The organism is Rhodococcus sp. NCIMB 12038, assembly GCF_002165735.1.
In the GTDB taxonomy this organism is placed as follows: Bacteria; Actinomycetota; Actinomycetes; order Mycobacteriales; family Mycobacteriaceae; genus Rhodococcus_F.
On sequence record NZ_NHML01000013.1, the window covers coordinates 239,736 to 261,347 of the forward strand.

7 protein-coding genes and 2 pseudogenes are annotated in these 21,612 nt (G+C 66.2%); 4 read left to right on the forward strand and 5 right to left on the reverse strand.

The genetic code is table 11. From position 1 onward, the window contains the following. Window positions 1–291 precede the first annotated feature (291 nt). A pseudogene (locus tag CA951_RS44420) lies at window positions 292–12,234 on the forward strand (amino acid adenylation domain-containing protein); the annotation flags it as partial. Window positions 12,235–12,277: 43 nt separating this feature from the next. Here the strand turns inward: CA951_RS44420 and CA951_RS21535 are convergent. Further along, a complete protein-coding gene (locus tag CA951_RS21535; RefSeq protein WP_256974021.1) occupies window positions 12,278–14,413 on the reverse strand; it encodes a condensation domain-containing protein in 2,136 nt (711 codons plus the stop codon). Window positions 14,414–14,679: 266 nt separating this feature from the next. On the opposite strand from CA951_RS21535, the gene CA951_RS21545 reads away from it, so the two are divergent. After that, complete coding sequence (locus CA951_RS21545; RefSeq protein ID WP_087558734.1) at window positions 14,680–15,429, forward strand: YcnI family protein; 750 nt, start codon at window positions 14,680–14,682, stop codon at window positions 15,427–15,429. Beyond that, complete coding sequence (locus tag CA951_RS21550; protein WP_087558735.1) at window positions 15,413–17,095, forward strand: CopD family protein; 1,683 nt, start codon at window positions 15,413–15,415, stop codon at window positions 17,093–17,095. Before CA951_RS21545 ends, CA951_RS21550 begins: the two co-directional genes overlap by 17 nt. A gap of 34 nt (window positions 17,096–17,129) precedes the next feature. Here CA951_RS21550 and CA951_RS21555 read toward each other — a convergent pair whose 3' ends face one another. The 4 genes from CA951_RS21555 to CA951_RS21570 all read right to left on the reverse strand — a co-directional run bounded on the left by CA951_RS21555 (window position 17,130) and on the right by CA951_RS21570 (window position 21,089). Next, window positions 17,130–18,095, reverse strand: a complete 966-nt coding sequence (locus CA951_RS21555) for a MetQ/NlpA family ABC transporter substrate-binding protein (RefSeq protein ID WP_087558763.1) — start codon at window positions 18,093–18,095, stop codon at window positions 17,130–17,132. A gap of 133 nt (window positions 18,096–18,228) precedes the next feature. Next, window positions 18,229–19,083, reverse strand: coding sequence for an ABC transporter permease (locus CA951_RS21560; RefSeq protein ID WP_256974022.1), 855 nt, complete (start codon window positions 19,081–19,083; stop codon window positions 18,229–18,231). Then, the gene (locus CA951_RS21565; protein ID WP_087558736.1) at window positions 19,064–19,936 is read right to left on the reverse strand and encodes an ABC transporter ATP-binding protein; all 873 of its coding nucleotides are present in this window, start codon (window positions 19,934–19,936) and stop codon (window positions 19,064–19,066) included. The genes CA951_RS21560 and CA951_RS21565 overlap by 20 nt, the downstream gene beginning before the upstream one ends. Window positions 19,937–19,973: 37 nt before the next feature. Next, the gene (locus CA951_RS21570) at window positions 19,974–21,089 is read right to left on the reverse strand and encodes an ABC transporter substrate-binding protein (RefSeq protein ID WP_256974023.1); all 1,116 of its coding nucleotides are present in this window, start codon (window positions 21,087–21,089) and stop codon (window positions 19,974–19,976) included. A gap of 438 nt (window positions 21,090–21,527) precedes the next feature. Here CA951_RS21570 and CA951_RS42920 point away from each other — a divergent pair. Continuing rightward, window positions 21,528–21,612 (forward strand): annotated as a pseudogene (locus tag CA951_RS42920) (IS5/IS1182 family transposase); the annotation flags it as partial.

Below are 21,612 nucleotides of genomic sequence, written 5' to 3' on the forward strand. Positions count from 1 at the left end.
CCCTGCTTCCGCCGGCTATGAACGGATTGTCGACTGCCCCCGCCACGGAAAGTTAGGTAACAGGCACGAGCACAGCAGCGATATAACAAAGCTAACCCCCGAGTTGAGAAGGATGTAGTCGAACGCGGACGTTACGGCGCTCTGTCCGCGCTGCAATTATCGGAACCCGAACCCCGGGCCGCCACGACCCCTGCCCCGCATGAGGCGTCGTCGCCCCACGACCCCCGGTCGCATGCGAAGGGATCCTTTCCGTTGGATTCTGCAATGCCACTCAACCATCCCGCTCTCGACATGGACGCCTTCCCCCTGTCGTCGGCGCAGCGCGGGATGTGGCTCGCGCAACGGTTGGCACCCGACGTCGCACTCTGCATCGCCCAGTACGTCGAATTGCACGGGCCCCTCGACCTCGAGCTTCTGAATGAGGCGTCGTTGGCGGCGGGGCGGGAGTTCCAGTCCACCTTCCTGAGGATCTTCGAGGTGGACGGTGAGCCGTTCCAGGTGGTCGATCCCACCATCGAGTTGTCCACCGAACTCGTCGACTTCCGCACGGCGAACGACCCGGTCGGGGCGGCTCACGCGTGGATGGACGGTGAGTACACGAGCCCGATCGACCTCAGGCGGGATATGTTGGCAAGGTCCGCGGTGCTGCAGGTCGGCGAGCAGGACTATTTGTGGTACAGCCGAATTCATCACGTCGCGCTCGACGGGTATGGGGCGATGACACTCGTGAACCGGATCGCCACGCTGTACACAGCCGCGACGGAGGGGCGTTCGCCCGAACCCAACCGCGCGGCAGATCTGCGAACCCTGTACGCGATCGATCAGGGATATCGGGCGTCGCACCGGTTCGAGTCCGACCACGCCTACTGGGCCGAGCGGGTCGCCGAGATGCCCGCGGGCGCGAGTTTGTCGCCGGTCGTCGCTCCTGCGGTGGCGAAGAGCGCCCTCGTGACCTCGGCGCTGTCCGACGAGGCGGCCAGAAGACTCGCCCGTTCCGACGACGTGTTCGATGCCCCCGCCGCTGCGGTGGTCGTCTCGGCATTCGGTTTCTATCTTGCGCGCATGACCGGCAGCGACGAGGTACTCGTCAACCTGCCTGTCTCGGCCCGGACGACAGTGATGCTGCGCCGCTCCGGGGGAATGCTGGTCACCGTCGCGCCGCTGCGGGTGAGCACACGATCCGACGACACTCTCGCCAACTTGATCCAGCGAGTGCGGTGGGAGGTGACGGGCGCACTGCGCCATCAGCGGTACACCCTCGAGGACATCCGCAGGGAGGCCGCAAGCCGGCGGGCCGTCCCCGTTCTCGCGGCGCCGATGGTCAACGTGATGCTCTTCCATCCGCAGATCACCCTCGGCACACTCGCCGGGGAATTTCGCGTAGTCACCTCCGGGCCGGTCGATGACCTGCTGGTCAACGTGTATACGACCGGAACACCTGAGAAGACGATGGTCGAGTTCCGGGGCAATCCCGGTCGCTACACCGACGACGACCTACAGTCGCATCAGCGGGCCTTCGTCGGATTGTTCGAGGAGTTCCTAACCGCGGATCCCGCGACGGGCACGGCGGATCTCCACGCCGAGACCGCGGCGGAGGGAGCACGACTCCGGCGACGAGCGGTGCAGCTTGAATTCTGGAGGAGCGTACTCGACGGGCTGTCCGCCGAGCCGATCCTCCGAGCCGATCATGTCCGCCCCGGCCCCCTAGCTGATCTCGACGGCCGCGTGGTCATGCGCGTGCCCGCTGACGTGCACGGCAAGATCCGGGACCTCGGTCAGGTCGGCGCCTTCACGAATTACTCCGTCGTACACGCCGCCCTTGCCGCGCTGCTGGCCCGGCTGAGTGGTCGAGCCGACGTGGCGGTCGGCACCCCGGCAGGCCCGCACGGCTGGCCGCTGATCCTGCGGTCCCGGGTCGACACCGCATCGACCTTCGAGGACCTGCTTGTTTCGGTGCACACCACTGAGGTGGCTGCTTTCCGCCATGCTGAGGTCCCCTTCGACGAGCTCTCGACGACACTGGGTCTGCCGACGGCGCCGGGCGCGTCGTACCCATTTCAGGTCGGCTTCGTGTTCGCCCGCACGGGCGGGGCGGACGCCGCCGCTCGCATGCCCGCCGGCGGTGGAACCGATCTGCAGGTGATATGCACGGAGCACGGTACCGAATCGGGTATCGACGTCGAGGTCGTCTACTCGACCGCGTTGTTCGACCCGGCAACGATCGAGATCTTCACCGATCAACTGGTCCGCATGCTCGAGGCCGCGACCGCCGAGCCCGACGTCGCTGTCGGGGATCTCGTGTTCGCTGCGCCCGCCGTACTGGCCGGGCTCACGCCCGCAGTCGGTGAACCCGCCCGTCCGGTGCAGCTGTTCCCCGATCTTCTGACCGCCGCCATGCCGGCCGAGCCGACTACCGTCGCCGTGGCGGACGGCAGCGAGAAGCTCACCTACCGGGAACTCGATCGACTCTCGAACAGGCTCGCCCGCCTACTCGTCGAACGCGGATCCGGTCCGGAAACTGTTGTCGCCCTGGCACTCCCCCGATCGATCGAGTTCGTGATCGCGGTGTGGGCGACCGCGAAGTCGGGCGCCGCCTTCCTACCGGTGGATCCAACCTATCCGGCCGCACGCATCGGCCATATGCTGACCGACTCCGGCGCACAGATCGGAATCACCGCATCCTCGTACCGTGCGGCGTTGACGCAGGCCTGCTCGGCGTCCTGGATCGAACTCGACGACGCGGCCACCACCGCCGACATCGAACGATGCCGCGCCGACGCCCTCGTGGCAGCGGACCGGTGCCGGCCGCTGCGACCGGATCATCCGGCGTATGTCATCTACACCTCCGGGTCGACGGGAGTCCCGAAGGGCGTGGTGGTGACTCATCGTGGCCTCGTGAACCTGGTGGTCGCGGAACGCGAAAGCCTCATGGTTGATCCCGCGGCCCGGGTCGCGCAGTTCGCGTCGCCGAGTTTCGACGCCTCGCTCTTCGAATCGCTGGCGGCGTTCGGGTCCGGAGCGCGGCTGGAGATTGTCCCACGGGGGGTGTTCGGCGGCGTCGAGCTGAGCCGGTTCCTCACCGAAAGACGGGTCACTCATGCGGTGCTGACTCCGTCCACGCTGGCGACACTCGACTCCGGGAATCTGCCCACCTTGACCCATCTCGTCGTAGCTGGGGAGGCGTGTCCGCCGGATGCAGTGGTGCGGTGGTCGCCAGGCCGCCGCATGTTCAATGCGTACGGGCCGACCGAGGCCACCATTATGTCCACCCTGACGGGGCCGATGCCGTCCGGTGATCCGGTGACGATCGGCGGTCCGGTGCGCGGTATGTCCGTCGTGGTTCTCGACGAACGACTCCATCCCGTTCCGCCGGGGGTCTCGGGCGAGCTGTATCTCTCCGGTCCGGCCCTCGCCCGCGGTTATCACCGCCGCCCCGCCGTGACCGCGGCTCGGTTTGTCGCCAACCCGTTCGGGCGTCCCGGTGATCGGATGTACCGGACCGGGGACGTGGTTCGCTGGACGAGGAGAAGTCACGTCCTCGACTACATCGGACGCAGCGACTCTCAAGTCAAGGTGCGGGGATTCCGGATCGAACTCGGTGAAGTCGATGCGGTGCTGACAGAGCATCCGGACGTCGGGTTCGCGGCTACGGTCGACTACGACACCGGGAGCGGGGAGACCACGCTGGTGTCGTACGTGCGAGCGGCGACCGGTGAGGTGCTGGATCTCGCCGACGTCGAACGTCACGTTCGGCAGACCCTTCCCCAATACATGGTGCCCCTGCTCGTACCCATCGACATGATTCCCCTCACCCCGGGCGGCAAGCTCGACCGCAAGGCGCTCCCCTCACCGTCCGTCCGCCCGGGTAACGGCCGACGGACACCAACCACACCGACGGAAGAGACGATAGCGAGGGTCTTCGAGTCCGTGCTGGGTGTCGAGGGTATCGGAGTGGACGACGACTACTTCGACCTCGGCGGTAACTCCCTGACCGCAACGCGGGTCGTCGCCCGGGTGAATGCTGCGTTGGGGACCGGGTGCGAAGTCGCCGAACTGTTCGACGCGCCGACTGTTGCGACGTTCGCCGCCCGGATCGAAAGTGCCGGCCCCCGAGGCGCGGACCGACCGCGGCTCCGCCCGTTTCCGCGACCCGAGCGGGTCCCGCTGTCTCCCGCCCAACAGCGGATGTGGTTCATCAACCAGTACGACACCACGTCGCCCGCATACAACATCCCCCTGGTCGTGCGACTCGCCGGTGTGCTCGATGTCCCGGCGCTGGTGGCCGCGGTCACCGACGTGGTCGAACGCCACGAAACGCTCCGCACCGTCTTTCCCGCGTCGGTTGACGGCCCCCATCAGGTTGTCGTGAGCGCGGCGGAGGCCGTACCCGAGATCCACCCCGTTCCGGTGCGCGACGAAACGGACCTGGACCGGCACCTTGCCGAGATCTGCACCTCACGATTCGATGTCAGCGAAGCAGCTCCGCTGCGCGTCGCCCTGTTCGAGCTGAGCGACACCGAACACGTGCTGGCGCTGGTCATCCATCACGTCGCCGCCGACGGGGCGTCCACGGCCCCGTTGGCACGCGACGTGACGACCGCGTACACGGCACGCTCCGCCGGACGGCCACCGCAGTGGGAGCCCCTCGAGGTGCAATACGTCGACTACACCTTGTGGCAGTACGAATTGCTGGGGAGCGAGAGCGATCCCGGCAGCACGGTCTCCCGCCAACTCGATTACTGGTCGGAAAACCTGAGTGGGCTACCGGAACTGCTGGAGTTGCCGACCGACCGCCCCCGTCCCGCCGAGCAATCGCTGCGCGGAGGACGCGCGGAGTTCGACATCGGTGCGGCGCTGCATGGCAGGATCCGGGCGCTTGCCCGTCACCACACCTCCACGGTGTTCATGACCATGCACGCAGCCCTTGCGGTGTTGCTGGCGCGGTTGAGCGGGTCCGACGACATCGCCATCGGCACACCTGTGGCCGGCCGGGGTGAGGCGGCGCTCGACGACGTGGTCGGCATGTTCGTGAACACTCTGGTCCTGCGCACACGGATAGATCGCGCCGCGAGTTTCACCGAAACCGTCCAGCAGACCCGCGGGGTCGACCTCGCCGCCTTCGGGCACGCCGACATCCCCTTCGAGCAGTTGGTGGAAGCGCTGGACCCTCAGCGGTCGGCCGCGCACCCACCGCTGTTCCAGGTGCTGCTCGAATTCCAGAACATCCTGCCCTCGGGTCAGGGACTGTACGGCCTCGCGCTTCCCGGCCTGCACATCGATCCGGTGCCGTACGACGCGGGCGTCTCCAAGTTCGACCTTCAGTTGTGGCTTACCGAAAACCTTGCGGGCGACGGAACACCGCTCGGCATGCAGGCCGGCCTCATCTACGCCGCCGACTTGTTCGACCCCGACACCATCGACACCTTCGCGGACCGATTCGTCCGGATCCTCGAGGCCGTGACGACCGATCCGGACGTTCCGGTGGGAGACATCGACCTTCTCGACGTCGAGGAGCACGACGCTGCCCTGGCCGCGTGGCGCGGTCCCCCCGCACCGGTGACCGGCACGCTCGTGGACGAATTCACGCGCAGCACCGCGCGGTATGCGCGTGCCGCGGCGCTCACCTTCGCTGGTGAGACCCTCGGATACGCCGACCTCGCGGCCCGCGTCAACCGATGGGCCCGCTATCTGAAACGCCGCGATGTCACTTCCGAAACCGTAGTGGCGGTGGCACTTCCACCCTCGATCGAATCCGTGGTCGCGACTATCGCCGTGCTCGTCGCTGGTGGCGTCTGCCTTCCGGTCCAGGTGTCCTGGCCCGCTGCTCGCATTGTCCATGCCCTTACCCAGGCGGGGCCCGCCCTCGTGCTGACCCGATGCGCCGACGCCGGCGCGCTGCTCGGGCTCGGTGCAACACCGGTTCTCGTCGATGCACCCGACGTCATGGCGGAGATCGCCGAGATCTCGGCGGCACCGGTCACCGAGACGGAGCGGGCCCAGGCGCTGCGGCCGGACTCGGCCGCGTACCTCGTGTTCACTGCCGGGTCCACTGCGCGCCCGAAACCGGTGATGATGACGCATCGCGGCCTGATCTCCGCATTCGCGAAGACACCCCGCACGTGGCGATCAGACCGAACCGACGTCTGGGCGATGGTGCCGTCCCACGCCGTCGACCTCACGCTGTGGGAGTTGTGGGGTGCACTTCTGCACGGAGCTCGCCTGGTGATCGTCGACGCCGGGACCGCACGCTCACCGCAGGATCTGTGTTCCCTGCTTCGACACGAGCGGGTGACCGTACTGAGCCAGAACCCCACCGCGTTCGAGCAGACGGCACACGCATGGACATCCACGGCCGGTGACCCCCCGCCGCTGCGGTTGGTCGTCCTGGCCGGTGAGCCCCCCACGAAGGATCTGATCTCGTTACTGTCCTCCTGGGTGGAAACCACGTCGGCCGTCGTCGACCTGTACACGGCCACCGAAACCCTCACCTGCCTCGCTTCCGTGACGGCAACCACGGCGCGCGAGGTGACCGACCTCGCCTTGCGGCCCTGCCCCGATCGACGCACCGTCGTGCTCGACCGCAGGCTGAATCTCGTGCCGAACGGAGTCATCGGCGAGTTGTACGCCGGCGGTGACGAACTGGCCCGCGGGTACCACAACCGGCCTGCACTCACTGCCACCCACTTCGTGGCCTGCACCTTCGGAGACCCGGGCCAACGCATGTACCGCACGGGCGATCTCGCGCGAGTCACCCGTGACGGGCGGCTGGAGATACTGGGGCGCTGCGACTTTCAGCGACAACTTCGCGGTTACCGAGTCGCGGCCGACGAGGTGGACACGGTCTTGCGCCAGCATCACACCGTCGACGAATCGGTCACCGTCGACCACACTCGCACCTCCGGCGAGCCGATCCTGGTGTCCTACGTCGCGGCGACACCCGGCGCGTCCGTGGACCCGGCCGCGGTCCGCACGTACGCTGCGACAACCCTGCCCTCTCACCTGGTGCCGACCGCGATCGTCGTCGTCGACGCGATTCCCCTCGACGCCACCGGTGCCGTCGACCATGCAGCACTGCCCGTGCCCGAGTTTCTCGTGGACGCCGCGGAGTTCCGCGCCCCCCGAACAGTGCACGAGGAAACGGTCGCCGGAGTCTTCGCTCGCGTACTCGGCATCGCCGGCGTGGGGATCGACGACAACTTCTTCGAACTGGGCGGCACGTCCCTCATCGCGACGAAGGTGGTGGCCCGGCTCAACTCCGCTCTCGGCACCAAAATCGGAGTACGCACGCTGTTCGAGGCACCGACCGTAGAGGCCTTGGCGGCAGTCCTCGACACGGCGGAAGACCTGCCCGCCGGCCGACCGGCACTCGGTCCGCGCCAGCACAGTGAGCCCGCGCCGGTCTCCTTCGCGCAGCAGCGGATGTGGTTCGTCAACCAGTTCGACACCACAGCAGCCACCTACAACATCCCCATGGTCGTGCGTATCAAGGGACCGCTCGACGTCGATGCCCTCCGCGCGGCACTGCGGGACGTCGCCGGCAGACACGACGCACTGCGTACCGTCTATCCCCTTACCGAGAGCGGTCCCGTCCAGGTCGTGTCACCGCTCGAGGACATGCCTTTCGAGCTGTCACCGATTCCGGTAACGGACGAGTCCGACCTCGCCCCGCTCATTCGCCACGCGGTGGTCGCCGGATTCGACGTCACGACGGAGCTCCCGCTGCGCACCTTCCTCTGGCAAGTCGACCCACACCTCCACGTGCTGGCCGTCATCGTCCACCACATCTCCGCGGACGGCTCGTCACTGGCTCCCCTCGCCCGCGATCTGACGGTCGCCTACACCGCCCGCAACCGCGGCCGCGCGCCGGAGTGGCCGCCGCTTCCGATCCAATACTCCGACTACGCGGTGTGGCAACGCGACATGCTCGGATCCACCGACGATCCCGATTCACCCCTATCGGCACAACTCCGCTACTGGCGCACGACACTTGCCGGCCTCCCCGACCGGCTCGAACTTCCCCTCGATCATCCCCGACCCGCGACCGCCTCCACTCGGGCCGCCGCGGTCCGGTTCGACATTCCACCGGCCATCCACCGACGGATAGACAGGTTCGCACTCGAACACGGCGTGACACCTTTCGTCACCGTGCACGCCGCTCTCGCGGTCCTGCTCTCCCGCCTCGCCGATTCCCGTGACATCACCATCGGATCTCCGATCGCCGGTCGCGGCGAAGAGGCTCTCGACGACCTCGTCGGAATGTTCGTCGGCACACTTGTCCTGCGAACTCGCATCGAATCGGCAGCATCGTTCGACGAGGTGCTCGCTCGCGTCCGTGACACCGACATCGAGGCATTCGCCCATGCCGACATACCGTTCGAGCGACTGGTGGAGGAACTCAACCCGGCCCGCTCGGCCGCCGTTCACCCCCTCTTCCAGGTCATGCTCTCGTTTCAGAACATGGAGCAGCCGAAACCGGAACTACCCGGACTCGACGTCTCCGTCGTCGACCTCGATGCGCACCTGTCGCAGTTCGACCTGAACGTGGTGCTGCGCGAGCACGTCGACGGCGCCGGATCCGCAGCCGGAATCAGCGCACAGATCATCTATGCCACCGATCTGTTCGACGAGCACTCCGTTCAGCGGTTCGCCGACCGATTCCTCCGCGTGATCGACACCGCCCTCGCCGACCCCACCGTCGCCGTCGGTGACCTCGTACTCCTCGACGACACCGAGCGCGATCTCGTACTGGAGCGATGGAACGCGACGGCACACGAGAGTCCAGACGAGACGATCGTCGACCTGTTCGATGCGCAGGTCGCCCGCACTCCCGACGCGGACGCAGTGGCATTCGAGGACCGCTCGATGACGTACCGGGACTTCGACATGTGGGTGAATCGGCTCGCTCGTGAACTGATCTCACGAAATATCGGACCGGAGAACATTGTTGCACTCGCGGCGCCGCGGTCGTTTGAGCTGCTGGCCGGACTCTATGCCGTCACCAAGACCGGGGCCGCTTTCCTGATGCTCGATCTCGCCAACCCCCCCGAACGCCTCACCTACCTTCTCGAGACCTCCACTCCGGCGCTCGTCCTGATCGGCGGCGATACCGACGTCCCCCTGCCCGACGGTCTGGTCGGTCTCCGGCTCGAGAGTCTCGACGTCGCGGGCCGCGACTGCGCGCCAATCACCGATGACGATCGAGTCGCGCCGTTGCGGGCGGCCAACAGCGCCTACATCGTGTTCACGTCCGGATCCACCGGTACTCCGAAGGGGGTGACGGTCTCACACGCCGCGATCGCCACTCAGTTGAGATGGTCGCGATCCCGGCTGCCGCTCGGCCCCGGTGATCGCACGGTCCAGAAGGCGCCGATCGCCTTCGACGTAGCTGTCTGGGAGTGCCTGGCGCCCCTGTGTGCCGGTGCTGTCCTGATCCTTCTGCGGCCCGACGGTCACCTCGATTTCGACTACCTGACGGCCACGCTGGCCACCGGAAAGGTCACCGTCGTCGAGTTCGTTCCGTCGATGCTCGCGATGTTCGTGGACGACAGACGGGGCGCTCTGCCCGCTTCGCTCCGGCGCGTCCTCTCCGGCGGTGAAACAATCTCCCGTCGGACAGCGGCCAAGGTGCTGGAGCTCGGGTTGGGACTGGGCAACATGTACGGTCCCGCCGAAGCCGCCGTCACGGTCACCTACTGCGACGTCGACGCCGGCGACGAGGACCCGATCGTGCCGATCGGGGCGCCGGTGTGGAATACCCGCGCGTATGTCCTCGACCGTCGCCTGCACCCGGTGCCTCCCGGAACTGTCGGCGATCTGTACATCGCCGGAAAGCAATTGGCCCGAGGCTATCTCGAACGTATGCCACTGACCGCAGCGCGTTTCGTGGCGGATCCGCACGGCGCACCCGGGACGCGGATGTACCGCACCGGCGACCGCGCCCGGTGGACTGACCGTGGACAACTCGAGTACCGGGGTCGCAGCGACTTCCAGGTGCAATTGCACGGTTACCGGATCGAACCCGGAGAAGTCGAGAACACCCTGCTCCGGCATACCGGTGTCGCGCAGGCCGTTGTCGTTCTCCAACAAGACACCCACGGCACCGCGCACCTGATCGGTTACGTCGTAGCCACAACGGGAACCGAACTCGACGGTGCCGAGCTGATCACCCACCTCGCGGCCGCCCTGCCGGCCCACATGGTTCCCACCGCGGTCATTCCCCTTGCCGCGCTCCCATTGACAGCGCACGGCAAGGTCGATCGTGACGCGTTGCCACAGTTCGACTTCGCTGCACGAACATCGAGCCGCATGCCGGCCACCGATATCGAACGCGTGCTCGTGGCGGTCTTCGCCGACGTCCTGGGACTCGACGAGGTGGGCATCGACGATTCGTTCTTCGCTCTGGGCGGCGACAGCATCATGGCCATCCAACTGGTGGCGCGGGCCAGAGAGGCCGGAGTCGTCCTGGCGCCACGAGATGTGTTCGAGCACAGGACCATCAGTCGGCTCGCGAGGGCCATCGATTCCGCTGCCACGCAGTCGCCGGTCCTCGAGGAACTACCCGGGGGCGGAGTGGGCAAGATGCCACTGACCCCGATCGTGCACTGGCTACTCGACCGCGGCACGGACATCGACCGGTTTTCGCAGGCTGCTCTCTTGACCGCGCCCGCCGGAATGAACCCGGAGTCGCTGGCCGACACGGTGCAGACCGTCCTCGACCGCCACGACCTTCTCCGTGCGCAGCTCCGCCGGGCGGCGTCGCCTCGGGAGGCGGCTGTGGAGGTCTTGCCGGCCGGCTCCGTGGCCGCTGCCGACCTGCTGCGCCGAGTTCCGGTCGACTCGCTCGCAGGTCCGCGGTTCCATTCGATCACCGACTCCGAGTTACGTTCGGCCACAGCACGTCTGGATCCCTACACGGGGATCATGGCGCAGGTCGTCTGGTTCGAATCCACCGAGGACCGCCCCGACCGGGGACGGCTGCTGTTCGTCATCCACCACCTCGCGGTCGACGGAGTGTCCTGGCGCATCCTCGTCCCCGACCTCGCCGCCGCCTGGGCCGCCGTCAGCACCGGCACCCCACCGGCACTTCCGCCGGTCGGCACCTCCATGCGCCGCTGGGCCCACGCCCTCACCGACACCGCCCCCGACCGCGCCCCCGAACTACCCCTGTGGCTCGGCATCCTCGACGGCCCCGACCCCCTGCTGGGGTCCCGCCCCCTCGACCCGACTCTCGACACCGACGCGACGGCCCGCGACATCGCGATCGAAGTCCCTGCCGAGACGACGCGCGCCCTGCTGACAACGGTGCCCGATGCATTCCACGGCGCTGTCGATGACGCACTGCTCACGGCCCTCGCCCTCGCGGTCAGCACCTTCAGACGNCGCCGCGGCCACCCCACCGACAGCACACTGATCGGGGTGGAAGGCCACGGCCGGGACAACACCCTGATCCCCGGTGCCGACCTCTCCCGCACCGTCGGCTGGTTCACCACCATCCACCCCGTCCGCCTGGACCTCACCGGCATCGACCTCGACGACGCCCTCACCGGCGGACCCGCCGCCGGCACCGCCCTCAAAACCGTCAAGGAACAACTGCGCACCATCCCCGACCACGGCGCCGGATACGGACAACTACGCTACCTCGACCCCCACACCGCCGACCGACTCCGCGACCTCCCCGACCCCCAGATCAGCTTCAACTACCTCGGCCGCTTCACCACAGCTTCGGGGACGTCGCAGATCGCAGGATGGATGCCGGACACGGACACCGAACTCGAGTACAGGGCGCATGGAACACTGCCTGTGGCAGCAACACTCGACATCAATGCCCGTACCACCGATTCGCCCGAGGGACCCGTGATGCGGGCGACGTGGTTGTTCCCGGCCGGGGTGCTGACCGCCGGCGAGGTCACCGAACTCGCCCAACTCTGGACCCAAGCCCTCACCGCACTGACCACCCACACCCACACCCCCCACGCAGGCGGACTCACCCCCACCGACCTCGACCTCATCACCCTCGACCAACACACCATCGACACCCTCGAAACCCACTACCCCACCCTCACCGACATCTGGCCCCTCACCCCACTCCAAGCCGGACTCCTCTACCACTCCGAACTCACCCACACCCACGACACCTACACCGTCCAACTCGTCCTCACCCTCCACGGCCCCCTCGACCCCCACCAACTCCACACCGCCGCCAACACCCTCCTCCACCGCCACCCCAACCTCCGCGCCGCCTTCACCCACACCCCCGACGGCACCCCCACCCAAATCATCACCGCCCACACCGAACNNCCGACTNCACCNACCNCGCCACCGCCACCGCCACCACCGACTCGGAACCCACCCCCGCCGCGAGCAGCACCCGCGCCAACCGATTCGACGCCGCATCCAACTCCCGATACGACAACCGCCGACGGCCACATACCACCGCCACCGCATCCGGATCCACCACCACCGACGCCGCCAACAACCCCGGCAACGACACCTCCGCCGCCGACCGCCCACCCACCACCGGCGTCAACCGAGCCAAATCGTGCGCGCCGATGGCGGCGAGTGGAGTGCCGGGGTCTGCGGCGAGCAGTTCGTCGATCAACCCGACGACGGCGGCGTGATGCGACCGCAGTTCGTCGTCGCGGTAGCGGTACGGGTTGGCCTCGAACTCGACGATCGTCGATGCCGGGGTGCCGCTGCGATACACGTTGACGGACAGGTCCGGGACAGGACCGGTGGTGAGGATCCGGAAGTCTCCGGTCAACGGCCCGAATGTGAGGTCCTGGTCGAACAGCATCACGTTGATCATCGGTCCCGAGATCCTGCGGGCTTCGGCGGACACACCCAGGTCGCGCAGGATGTCCTCGACGTTGCCGCGCTGGTGCCGCATCGCTCCCATCAGTTCGTGCTGCACCCGGGCCATGAGGTCGCCGACCGTGTCGCCGGATCGGACCTTGACCAGCAGGGGCGCGACGTTGGCGAGCATGCCGCTGGACCGTCGCAGGACAGCGGTGGTGCGGGCGGACAGCGGAATGTCGACGAGGACGTCTTGCCGTCCCGTCCGCCGCGACAGATGGCAGGCGAACGCCGCGATCAACGCGGCCGCCGCTGTCGCGCCCGGCCGTGCGGCCGTGTCCTCGAGTCGGGCGACGGCATCGGGCGACAACGCCGCGCGCGCGGTGAGGCTGTGGGCGGCGGGGGGCGCCTCGACATCGGTGAGGGAGGCGCCGTTCGTGCGCCTGTGGAGTCGTTCGGCCCAGTAGTCGCGGTCGGACGAGAATCGGTGAGACGCCCGGTAGTCCTCTTCGAGGCCATGCAGGGTGTGCAGATCTGCGGCACGGTTCGGTTCGGGCGCGCGGCCTCCGACTGCCGCGGTATACAGGGCGGCGACACGGTTGACCAGCGTCATCGCCGCGTATCCGTCGAGAGCGACGTGATGGATCCGGCTGTACCACAGGTGCCGCTCGTCACCCACGCACAGCAACGACGACTCGCACAGGTGGTCGTGTTCGAAATCCACTCGCGCCGTGTAGTTGTCGTGCATCCACCTCTCGGCCGCCGCCATCGGGTCGGATGCGCCGCTGAAGTCGACGACGCCCATGGCCGCGTCGGCAGGCGGATCGATCACCTGGTGTGGCTCCCCGTCGACGTCGATCAGACGCAGGAACACCGACTCGTATTCGTGGCCGGCAACGAGCGCAACCTCACGGAACAATTCGACGTCCAGCGACCCACGAATGTCGACGTACTGCGCGATGCAGATCGGCACGTCCGGGGCGAGTTGCTGCGCAAACCACAGCCCGTGTTGTGCCGCAGACAGCGGGAACGGATCCGATCGATGCTCACGGTAGGTCGCTCGTGCGGCGTGTTCCATCAAATCACCAATCAGGGTGTTTGCGCCGCTGGGCTCACGGCGGGACGCTCGGTCCGTCTGTACAGGGGCGCCGGACAAGCCGGTGCCACTACAGTCCCTTGGAACGCCGTGCGCGAAAACACACCCTAGGTGTGTGGTGTGGGCACCCTGATCACGCCACGAGCGACTCGCTTTCAGCCAGTCGTACGCGACATCTGCGGGATCCTCGCCGTCGATGTCGACTCGGCCGTTCAGTTCCTGCATCAAGTCGTCGGTCAGTCGTCCTGAGACCACACCCAGCAGGTCGGCGATCTCCGGATATCGGCTGAGGATCTCGCCCCGGACGACCGCGGTGCCGCTGTAGGGCAGGAAGAACTTGCGGTCGTCGTCGAGGACTTCGAGGTTCAGGTTCTTCACGCGCCCGTCGGTGGTGTAGACCATTCCGAAGTTGCAGGGTGCGCTCTGCGCCGCGGACGTGTAGACCACACCGGCATCCATCCGGGTGACGTTGCTCGACGGAACACCACCGGGTGCGTTGAGGGGGATGCCGTAGGTCTCGATCATTCGATCCCAACGGATTCGGCCCTTTCGAGACGAGCCGCACACGCGCCGGATCCGTCGGCCGCATTCTCCGCTGTGGGCACGGACCCGAGTAACCTTCACGCCGATCCGAACCCTCCGCCGCATCCGGAACGGGCACTAGCATCGTTGGAACTCAGCGGTTTCCGGTGTCTGTCCGCGCGGACAGTCCGGCGTCTCGCCGACGGTCCCCACCCGAAACACACCAGTCATATGCAAGCAACTCGCGCGGTCAATGGAGTCGATCCGGTATGTCGAACAATAGGAATGTAAACGTCGGTCGCCAGTGGAGTGCGATCGCGCGTCGCATCGCAGCCGCGACGGCGCTCGGAGGCGTGGCCCTGCTGGGCTTCGCTGCACCTGCCGCGGCGCATGTCCACGTCGACGGCGCGGAGCAACTGTCGAAGGGCGGATACGGCCTGGTGCGACTCGTCGTTCCCACCGAGTCGGACCACGCCTCGACGGTCGGTCTGACCGTCAAGGTTCCCGAGGGCGTCGACTTGACCTCGGCTCGGACCCTGCCGATTGCGGGATGGACGGCGACGGTCGAACGTGAGCAGTCGGGCGACGGGGAACGGGTGTCACGAGTCAGATGGCAGGCGACGGATCCTGCGAACGGGTTGAAGGTGGCGGAATTCGGCGTGTTCACTTTGTCTGCGGGGCCGTGGCCCGAGGATGTCGACTCGGTGCCGCTACCCACCGAGCAGAACTACAGCGACGGATCGGTGGTGTCCTGGAACGAGGTTGCCGTCAACGCGGGCATCGAACCCGAGCACCCGGCTCCCGTCGTCACGCTCGCTGCCGGTGGCGCGCACGGCGACGGGCGCGGCGACACAACGGATTCGGCGTCGACCGACGATACTTCCCACGCGGCCGCGCCCGACAGCGATTCGACAGCGTGGCTGTGGCGCACGATCGCTCTGGTCGCCCTGGTGCTTTCGCTGGGTGCGACCGTCGCGGTGATCGTCCTCGTGCGTCGAGGTCATGTCGCGAATCCCTAGCCCGCCGGTGCTCGTGCAGAACGACAACCGCCGATTCGCGGTCACTATTGCGCGAGCTGTCGCGATCTCATGGCTCCTCGTGTTCATTGCGACGGCAGTGGCGGTGTGGGGGGCACCGCCCGCGTCGGCCCATGCCACCATCGTCTCGACCACTCCGGCCGACGGATCGCACGTCGATGTGTCGCCGGAGATTCTGACCTTCGAGTTGAGTGAGCCGGTCACGCTGGTCGAGGGATCGGCGCAGCTGATCGACAGCACCGGTGCCCGCCACTCGGTCTCGACCGACCGGGTCGAGGACGGTGGCCGCCGGATCGTGTTCGTAGTCGATGGAGAGGTCCCCGACGGGGCGTATCTCGCCACGGCACGGGTGATCTCCGCCGACACTCACGTGGTGTCGCTGTCGAGCAGATTCACTGTTGGGTCGGTTACCCAGTTCGGACACGCCCTCGACGCCGGTGCGACAACGGCGGGAGTCGAGCAGTACGTCCGCTATCCGAGCAAGGCGGCGGTGTACCTCGGTGTCGTCCTGTCTTCGGGTCTCATGATCGCCGGCCGCTGGGTCTGGCCCATCGCCCTGCGTGGCCGCCGTTTCCGCACGGTCTACCGGGCGGGAACGGCGGTGTTGACCGTCGGGTTGCTCGGTCGATTCATCGTGCAGGTGGCGCAACAGTCGGGCGGGCCGGCCGACGCGTCGGCGTCCGCTGTTGCAACCGTTCTGGGCAGTCAGTTGGGCATCGCGATCGTCGTGGCGGTGATGCTGAACCTCGCCTGCGTTGCGTTTCCGCCCGGCACGAACCGGACCGCGGATGTACTCGGGTACCTGCAGGCGGCGTCCGCAGTTGTCGCGGTCACGCTCGGCGGTCACGGGGGGTCCACCGAAAGATGGCCGCTGGCGTTCATCGGCACCGCGACGCACGTGTACGCCGCCGCGCTGTGGCTCGGCGGAGTGTGCATCCTGGCTCTGGTCACCGACCGTGTCGCGCAGCTCGAACGGTGGCATCGGGTGGCCGCAGGCCATGTGGTGATCGTGTCGGCCACGGGTCTGACCCTGGCGATACTGCAGGTCCGTCCCATCGAGGCGCTGTTTCGCACCTCGTACGGCCAGGTGCTGATCGTCAAGGTCGTGCTGGTCGGGCTCGTCGTCGTCGCCGGCTACCTGACCTACCGTCGGTACCGTCGCGGAGCGACCGACCCGACCGGTGAGCGCGGTGAGGTCACCCGGCGCTCGCGCACCGTGATCGTCGAGGCCGGCCTCGCGGTCGCGGTCCTCGCTGCGACGTCGTTGCTGTCGTCTCTCACACCCGCCAAGGACAGCTACACCACGAATGTACACACCGAGCTGAACTTCGGTGCCTCGGAGATTCTGGACGTCGAGATCGATACCGTTCGCCGCGGCCCCCAGACGTTGACCGTCCGGTTCCGGACCCCGGATGCGGGGTTCGCCGCCGGAGCAGAGCTGCCCGGTGTGGACGTCGAACTCTCTTCGGCCGAAGCAAATGTCGCACGTATGCCGATTGAACTCACCCGAACCGGTCCCGACGGCGACGGACTCACCTGGATCAGCGACGAACTGATCGTGCCGACCGCCGGGAAATGGAAGGTCACGGTTCGGTTCGAGGGCGCCCACGGACCCAAGCTGGCGTCCTTCGATTACGAGGCCCTCTAGAGTCCGAGAGTATCGACAGGCCCCTAACCGGGAGTCACTTCCTCTCCCCCGCTGCTACCGGGATGTTCGCGCCGCGGAATTTCGTTGCCAGGAACTGTGCCAGTTCAGGGCTTTCCAGCGCACGCGCCAGTTCGAGCACTCGCTGGTCGCCCGCCAACCTCGACGGAGCGACAAGCACATGCGCATAGGGATTCGCCGGGCCCGGTTCGATCTCGAGCGCGTCGTCCGCCGGCGTCAGACCGATGGATGCCGCATCCTCCGGATTGAGAACCACTGCGTCGTAGTTCTCGTACAGCGACTGCAGGTAGTCGTCGTAAGCGAGTCCGAGAAGTGAGAGGTGCCGGAGCGAGTCCAGCACGTTCGCCTGGGTAATCGTGAGATCCACCGCCGAGGTACCCCCGAACGGGCGATCCAGCTTCACCAGCCCCGCGCTCTGCAGCAGATAGAGTCCACGCGCGAAACCGGTCGGAGTGGCGGGCAGCACGATCTGCGAGCCATGGGGAAGACTCTGTCCGGTCACCTCGTCCGCCACCAGGCCCACGTTGACCCAGCTCTCGGTGTCTTTCACGTCTTTCCATTTCGACGAGTACAGGCCGTACGGAACGACATTCACCTTTGACACGATGCTCAGATTGTCGTACGAATGCTTGCCGAGATCGGCTTCGAACGCGGGGATGTGCTGATAGAAGGAAAGATCGCCGTCCCCTGCGGCCACCTTCTCGTTGGAATCTTCCGACGCGTCGACCAGTTCGACTTTCGCCGAGGCGGGAAGGAGATTCTCGACCGCATACTCCAGGATCTCTCGGTCGTCTCCGGTGCCGACGTAGACGACGAGCGAGTCCCCGGCGTCACCGGCGGTCTCGTAGTCGACCTGCGTGTCCGACCCGCAACCCACCAACCCCGCCGCGGCCGCGAGCGTGAAGGCGACGGTCGCGAGGACGCTGCGCCGGTCGAGGACCACCGTTCCGTTGACGAGGCTCCGGTGACTTGCGCGTTGCATCTGATCTCCACTCATCAATTTTCGACTTGGAACGGCGTGCACCCAGGAACTCGGGGGTCGAGTTCCTGGGTGCACGGGAAGGTCGCGATGACCTACCGACCATGACGGACGTCGGTACGGACTCGCGTGTTCGTCACTTGTTCGTCAGTCCTCGCTGCCATGCGGTCAGACGCCATTCGGCACCGGTGAGCACGCCGTTGACTAGAATTCCGATGAGACCGAGGGTGAGGATGCCGGCATACATTTGCGGGGTCTGATAACGCAATGCCGCGTTGTTGATATAGATGCCCAGACCCTGAGCACCACCGACGAGTTCGGCGGCAACGAGGGCCGTGAAGGCGTTCGCCGCAGCCAATCGGATACCGGGGAAGATTGCCGGGATCGCCGCCGGCAGAACGACGCGGCTGAAAATGTAGACCCGCCCGGCTCCGAGTGTCCGGGCCGCATTCAGCAGGATGCGCTCCACACCCCCGACCGCTCCGACCGCGTTGATGAAGATCGGCCAAAAGCACGCCCACACGACAATCGCTACCTTCGACTCCTCGCCGATTCCGAGGAAGACGACGAAGACCGGCAGGAGCGCAAGCAGCGAGAGGTTCCGGAAGAACAGCAGGAGCGGTTCGGCGAGCTTCTGGAAGATCCGGAACGATCCGACGACGATGCCGAGGGTGATGCCCGCCACGAGTGCAATGGCGAATCCGGTCAACGCCCGCTCGACACTCGGCCAGATCTCGGAGCGCAACGTGCCGTCCGCAAGTCCGTCAACGAACGCCTTGGCCACGTCCTGCGGCTTCGACAGATAGAGTGCGCTGACGTATTCGGAATCGACGATCCACCACCAGAGCACCAAAAATGCCGCAAGACCGATGATTCCATAGATCAGTCGATCGTATTTCACGAGCCACGGGTTGGGCGCCTTGGGCGGAGTGAGGTCCTCGTCCAGCAGTCGTTCCTCGCCGCGTGCCGGCTCAGTGGTCGTCGTTGCCAATGTGCACCTCCTCCTCGAGGACGCGCGCGACGCGCGACCGAATGTGCGCGAACTCCTCCGAGCTCCGGGATTCGCTGTCCCGAGGCCGCGGCAGCTCGACGTCGAACAGCGTCTTCACCTTGCCGGGCGCACGGGTCATGACCGCGATCCGATCCGACAGGAAGATGGCCTCGTCGATCGAGTGAGTGACGAAGAGGATCGTCTTCTTCGTGTCACCGGATTCCCAGATACGCAGCAACTCGCCCTGCAGGAACTCACGCGTCTGCGCATCCAGGGCGGCGAACGGCTCGTCGAACACCAGGATGTCAGGTTCGTATGCGAGAACGCGCGCGATCGCGACTCGCTGACGCATTCCACCGGAGAGCTGGTGAGGAAGCCGGTTGGCGGCGGCTTCCAGGCCCACCGTCTTCAGCACCTTGGCTGCCCTCGCCCTGCGCTCGGCCTTCGGGACGCCGCGGATCTTGAGACCCACCTCGACATTCTTCTGCGCCGTCAGCCAGGGGAACAGGGCGTAACCCTGGAAGACGACGCCGACGTTCTTGTTGACGCCGTCGACTCGCTTACCGTCGACGAGAACAGCGCCTCCGTTGTGAGTCTCCAAGCCCGCCAGGATGTTCAGAAATGTCGACTTACCGCAGCCACTCGGCCCGAGCAGAGAGAGAAACTCGCCGCTCTTGATCTGGAGGTCGAATCCGTCGAGGACCGAGGTGGCGTCCTTGGTCGACCTCGATCCCGGTTTCGGATAGATCTTGGCGACGCGCTTCGCCTCGATCTTCCAGTCCGTACCGTGGGCACGGGGTGCACTCGGCCCCGCGTCCTGCTCGAATCGTTCAGCTAGCACTTGTTGAGTCATGTCGGGTGACTTCCTGTCGGGTGCGGATGGCGCCGGTTCACTTCTCGAGGCCCTCGATGTCGACGAGGGGCGTCTTGAAGATCCCGTCGTTCTGCTCGTCGGTCACGATCGCGGTGTTGTCTTCCTGGGATTCCAGAAGGTCAGCGGACTTCGCGTAGGGGTTGAAGGCGTTGGTCGCAACGTCTTCAGGCTTCAGATTCTCCGAGCCCGGCAGCGGTTCGCCTACCTGTTCCACGAGATCCCACCACAGCTGCAGGCTCGCCTTGTCGAGCAGCGCGTTGGGGGCGTAGTGCCAGTTGGTGGTCTGCTCCACGGGATATCCCGTGGTCTTGCCGGCGATCTCCGCGGACTCCTTCGGGTGGGCGTTGGCCCAGTTTGCCGTCTTCGCGATCACGCCCACGAACGCCCGCGCCGCGTCCGGGTACTTCTGCAGCCACGCGTTGCTTGCGACATACGGTGCCTGGCCACCCAGCGGTCCCCAGTCTTCGAACGACGTGAAGGCCTGGGTGAACTTGTCCGGCTGGCTCTGCAGCACACCGACCAGCGGCGGATGGAAGACCCCGAGGTCGACCTCGCCTCTCTCGATTGCGGGTGCAATGAGCTCGTTCTTGAGCTCGAGGAAGTTGACCTTGTTCAGGTCGACACCGTTGTTCTGCAGGTATCGCTTGATCACCAGGTCGGTGCAACTGTTGGATCCCGAGAGACCAATCGTCTTGCCCTCGATCGCCTTCAGATTCTCCTTGGTGATGTCCGAGCCTGCCCTGGTGAAGTAGGCCATGTGCGGCATGTCGGGCAGATCGAGCATGCTCGAGGCGATGGCCGTGAACTTGAAGCCCTTCACCTTCCCGTCGATGTCGTTGTTGAACATACCTGTCGCGATGTCGATCGCGCCCTGATCGAGCAACTGCACCGCGGGCACGGCGGTGGCAGGCCCGACGTACTCCGGACGGACGCCCGCGTTGTCCCAATACCCCAATTCGTCGGCGATCCTGACCAGCGACAGGGCGGTGGGTGAGTTGGCGAAGCGGAACGTCACCGCCCCGTCGTCATCGCTACCACTGCCGCACCCGGCCAGCACCAGCGGGGCTGCAACCAGCAGGGCCGACCAGGTGGACAACTTCTTCGTCAGGCGCATGTTGCCGAAGACGTTCATGCTCGCGCCTCCCGGTGCGTGGTTCTGCCACTCACGGCATTTCCTCTCTCTCGCGGGGGATGTGGTCGTCGGTTTCCGGTTGGCCGGTCACTCCCGAGGAATGTTCGATTTAGAAGATAAGCTCCGGCACAGGCTTTACCTACGGATAGATTCACCATGAGCCAAGCTCCGCCGATCCGAAGCGGGACGGGACAACGTAACCTGCTCTGGTTCATAGGCTTTCGCTTCCGGCGTCCAGTCTCTCCGACGCCAAATCTGAAGAATAAATGAACGGTGGAACAATAACCGTGTAGGCGGGAATGGCGCTTCCCCGAATCCCGGTGCACGAAGTCCGTCGAGTAGCGAATTAATTGCATACGCCCGGTCGTCGCGGGTGCGGCGCGCGCTTAAGAGCGTGTCTCATGTGGATGAAGTGATGTGTGGGACATAATGTGACGCGTGGTAGATGAGTTATCACTGAGGTTGGTTCCGGATGCGTTGTGGCAGATAGTCGAACCTTTGATCCCACGTTTTGTCGCCCGCC

Bases quoted from the DNA above. Each gene is read 5' to 3' on its own strand.
- CA951_RS21545 (WP_087558734.1), top strand. From the start codon at position 14,680: ATGTCGAACAATAGGAATGTAAACGTCGGTCGCCAGTGGAGTGCGATC.
- CA951_RS21550 (WP_087558735.1), top strand. From the start codon at position 15,413: ATGTCGCGAATCCCTAGCCCGCCGGTGCTCGTGCAGAACGACAACCGC.
- CA951_RS21555 (WP_087558763.1), bottom strand. From the start codon at position 18,095: ATGCAACGCGCAAGTCACCGGAGCCTCGTCAACGGAACGGTGGTCCTC.
- CA951_RS21565 (WP_087558736.1), bottom strand. From the start codon at position 19,936: ATGACTCAACAAGTGCTAGCTGAACGATTCGAGCAGGACGCGGGGCCG.
- CA951_RS21570 (WP_256974023.1), bottom strand. From the start codon at position 21,089: ATGAACGTCTTCGGCAACATGCGCCTGACGAAGAAGTTGTCCACCTGG.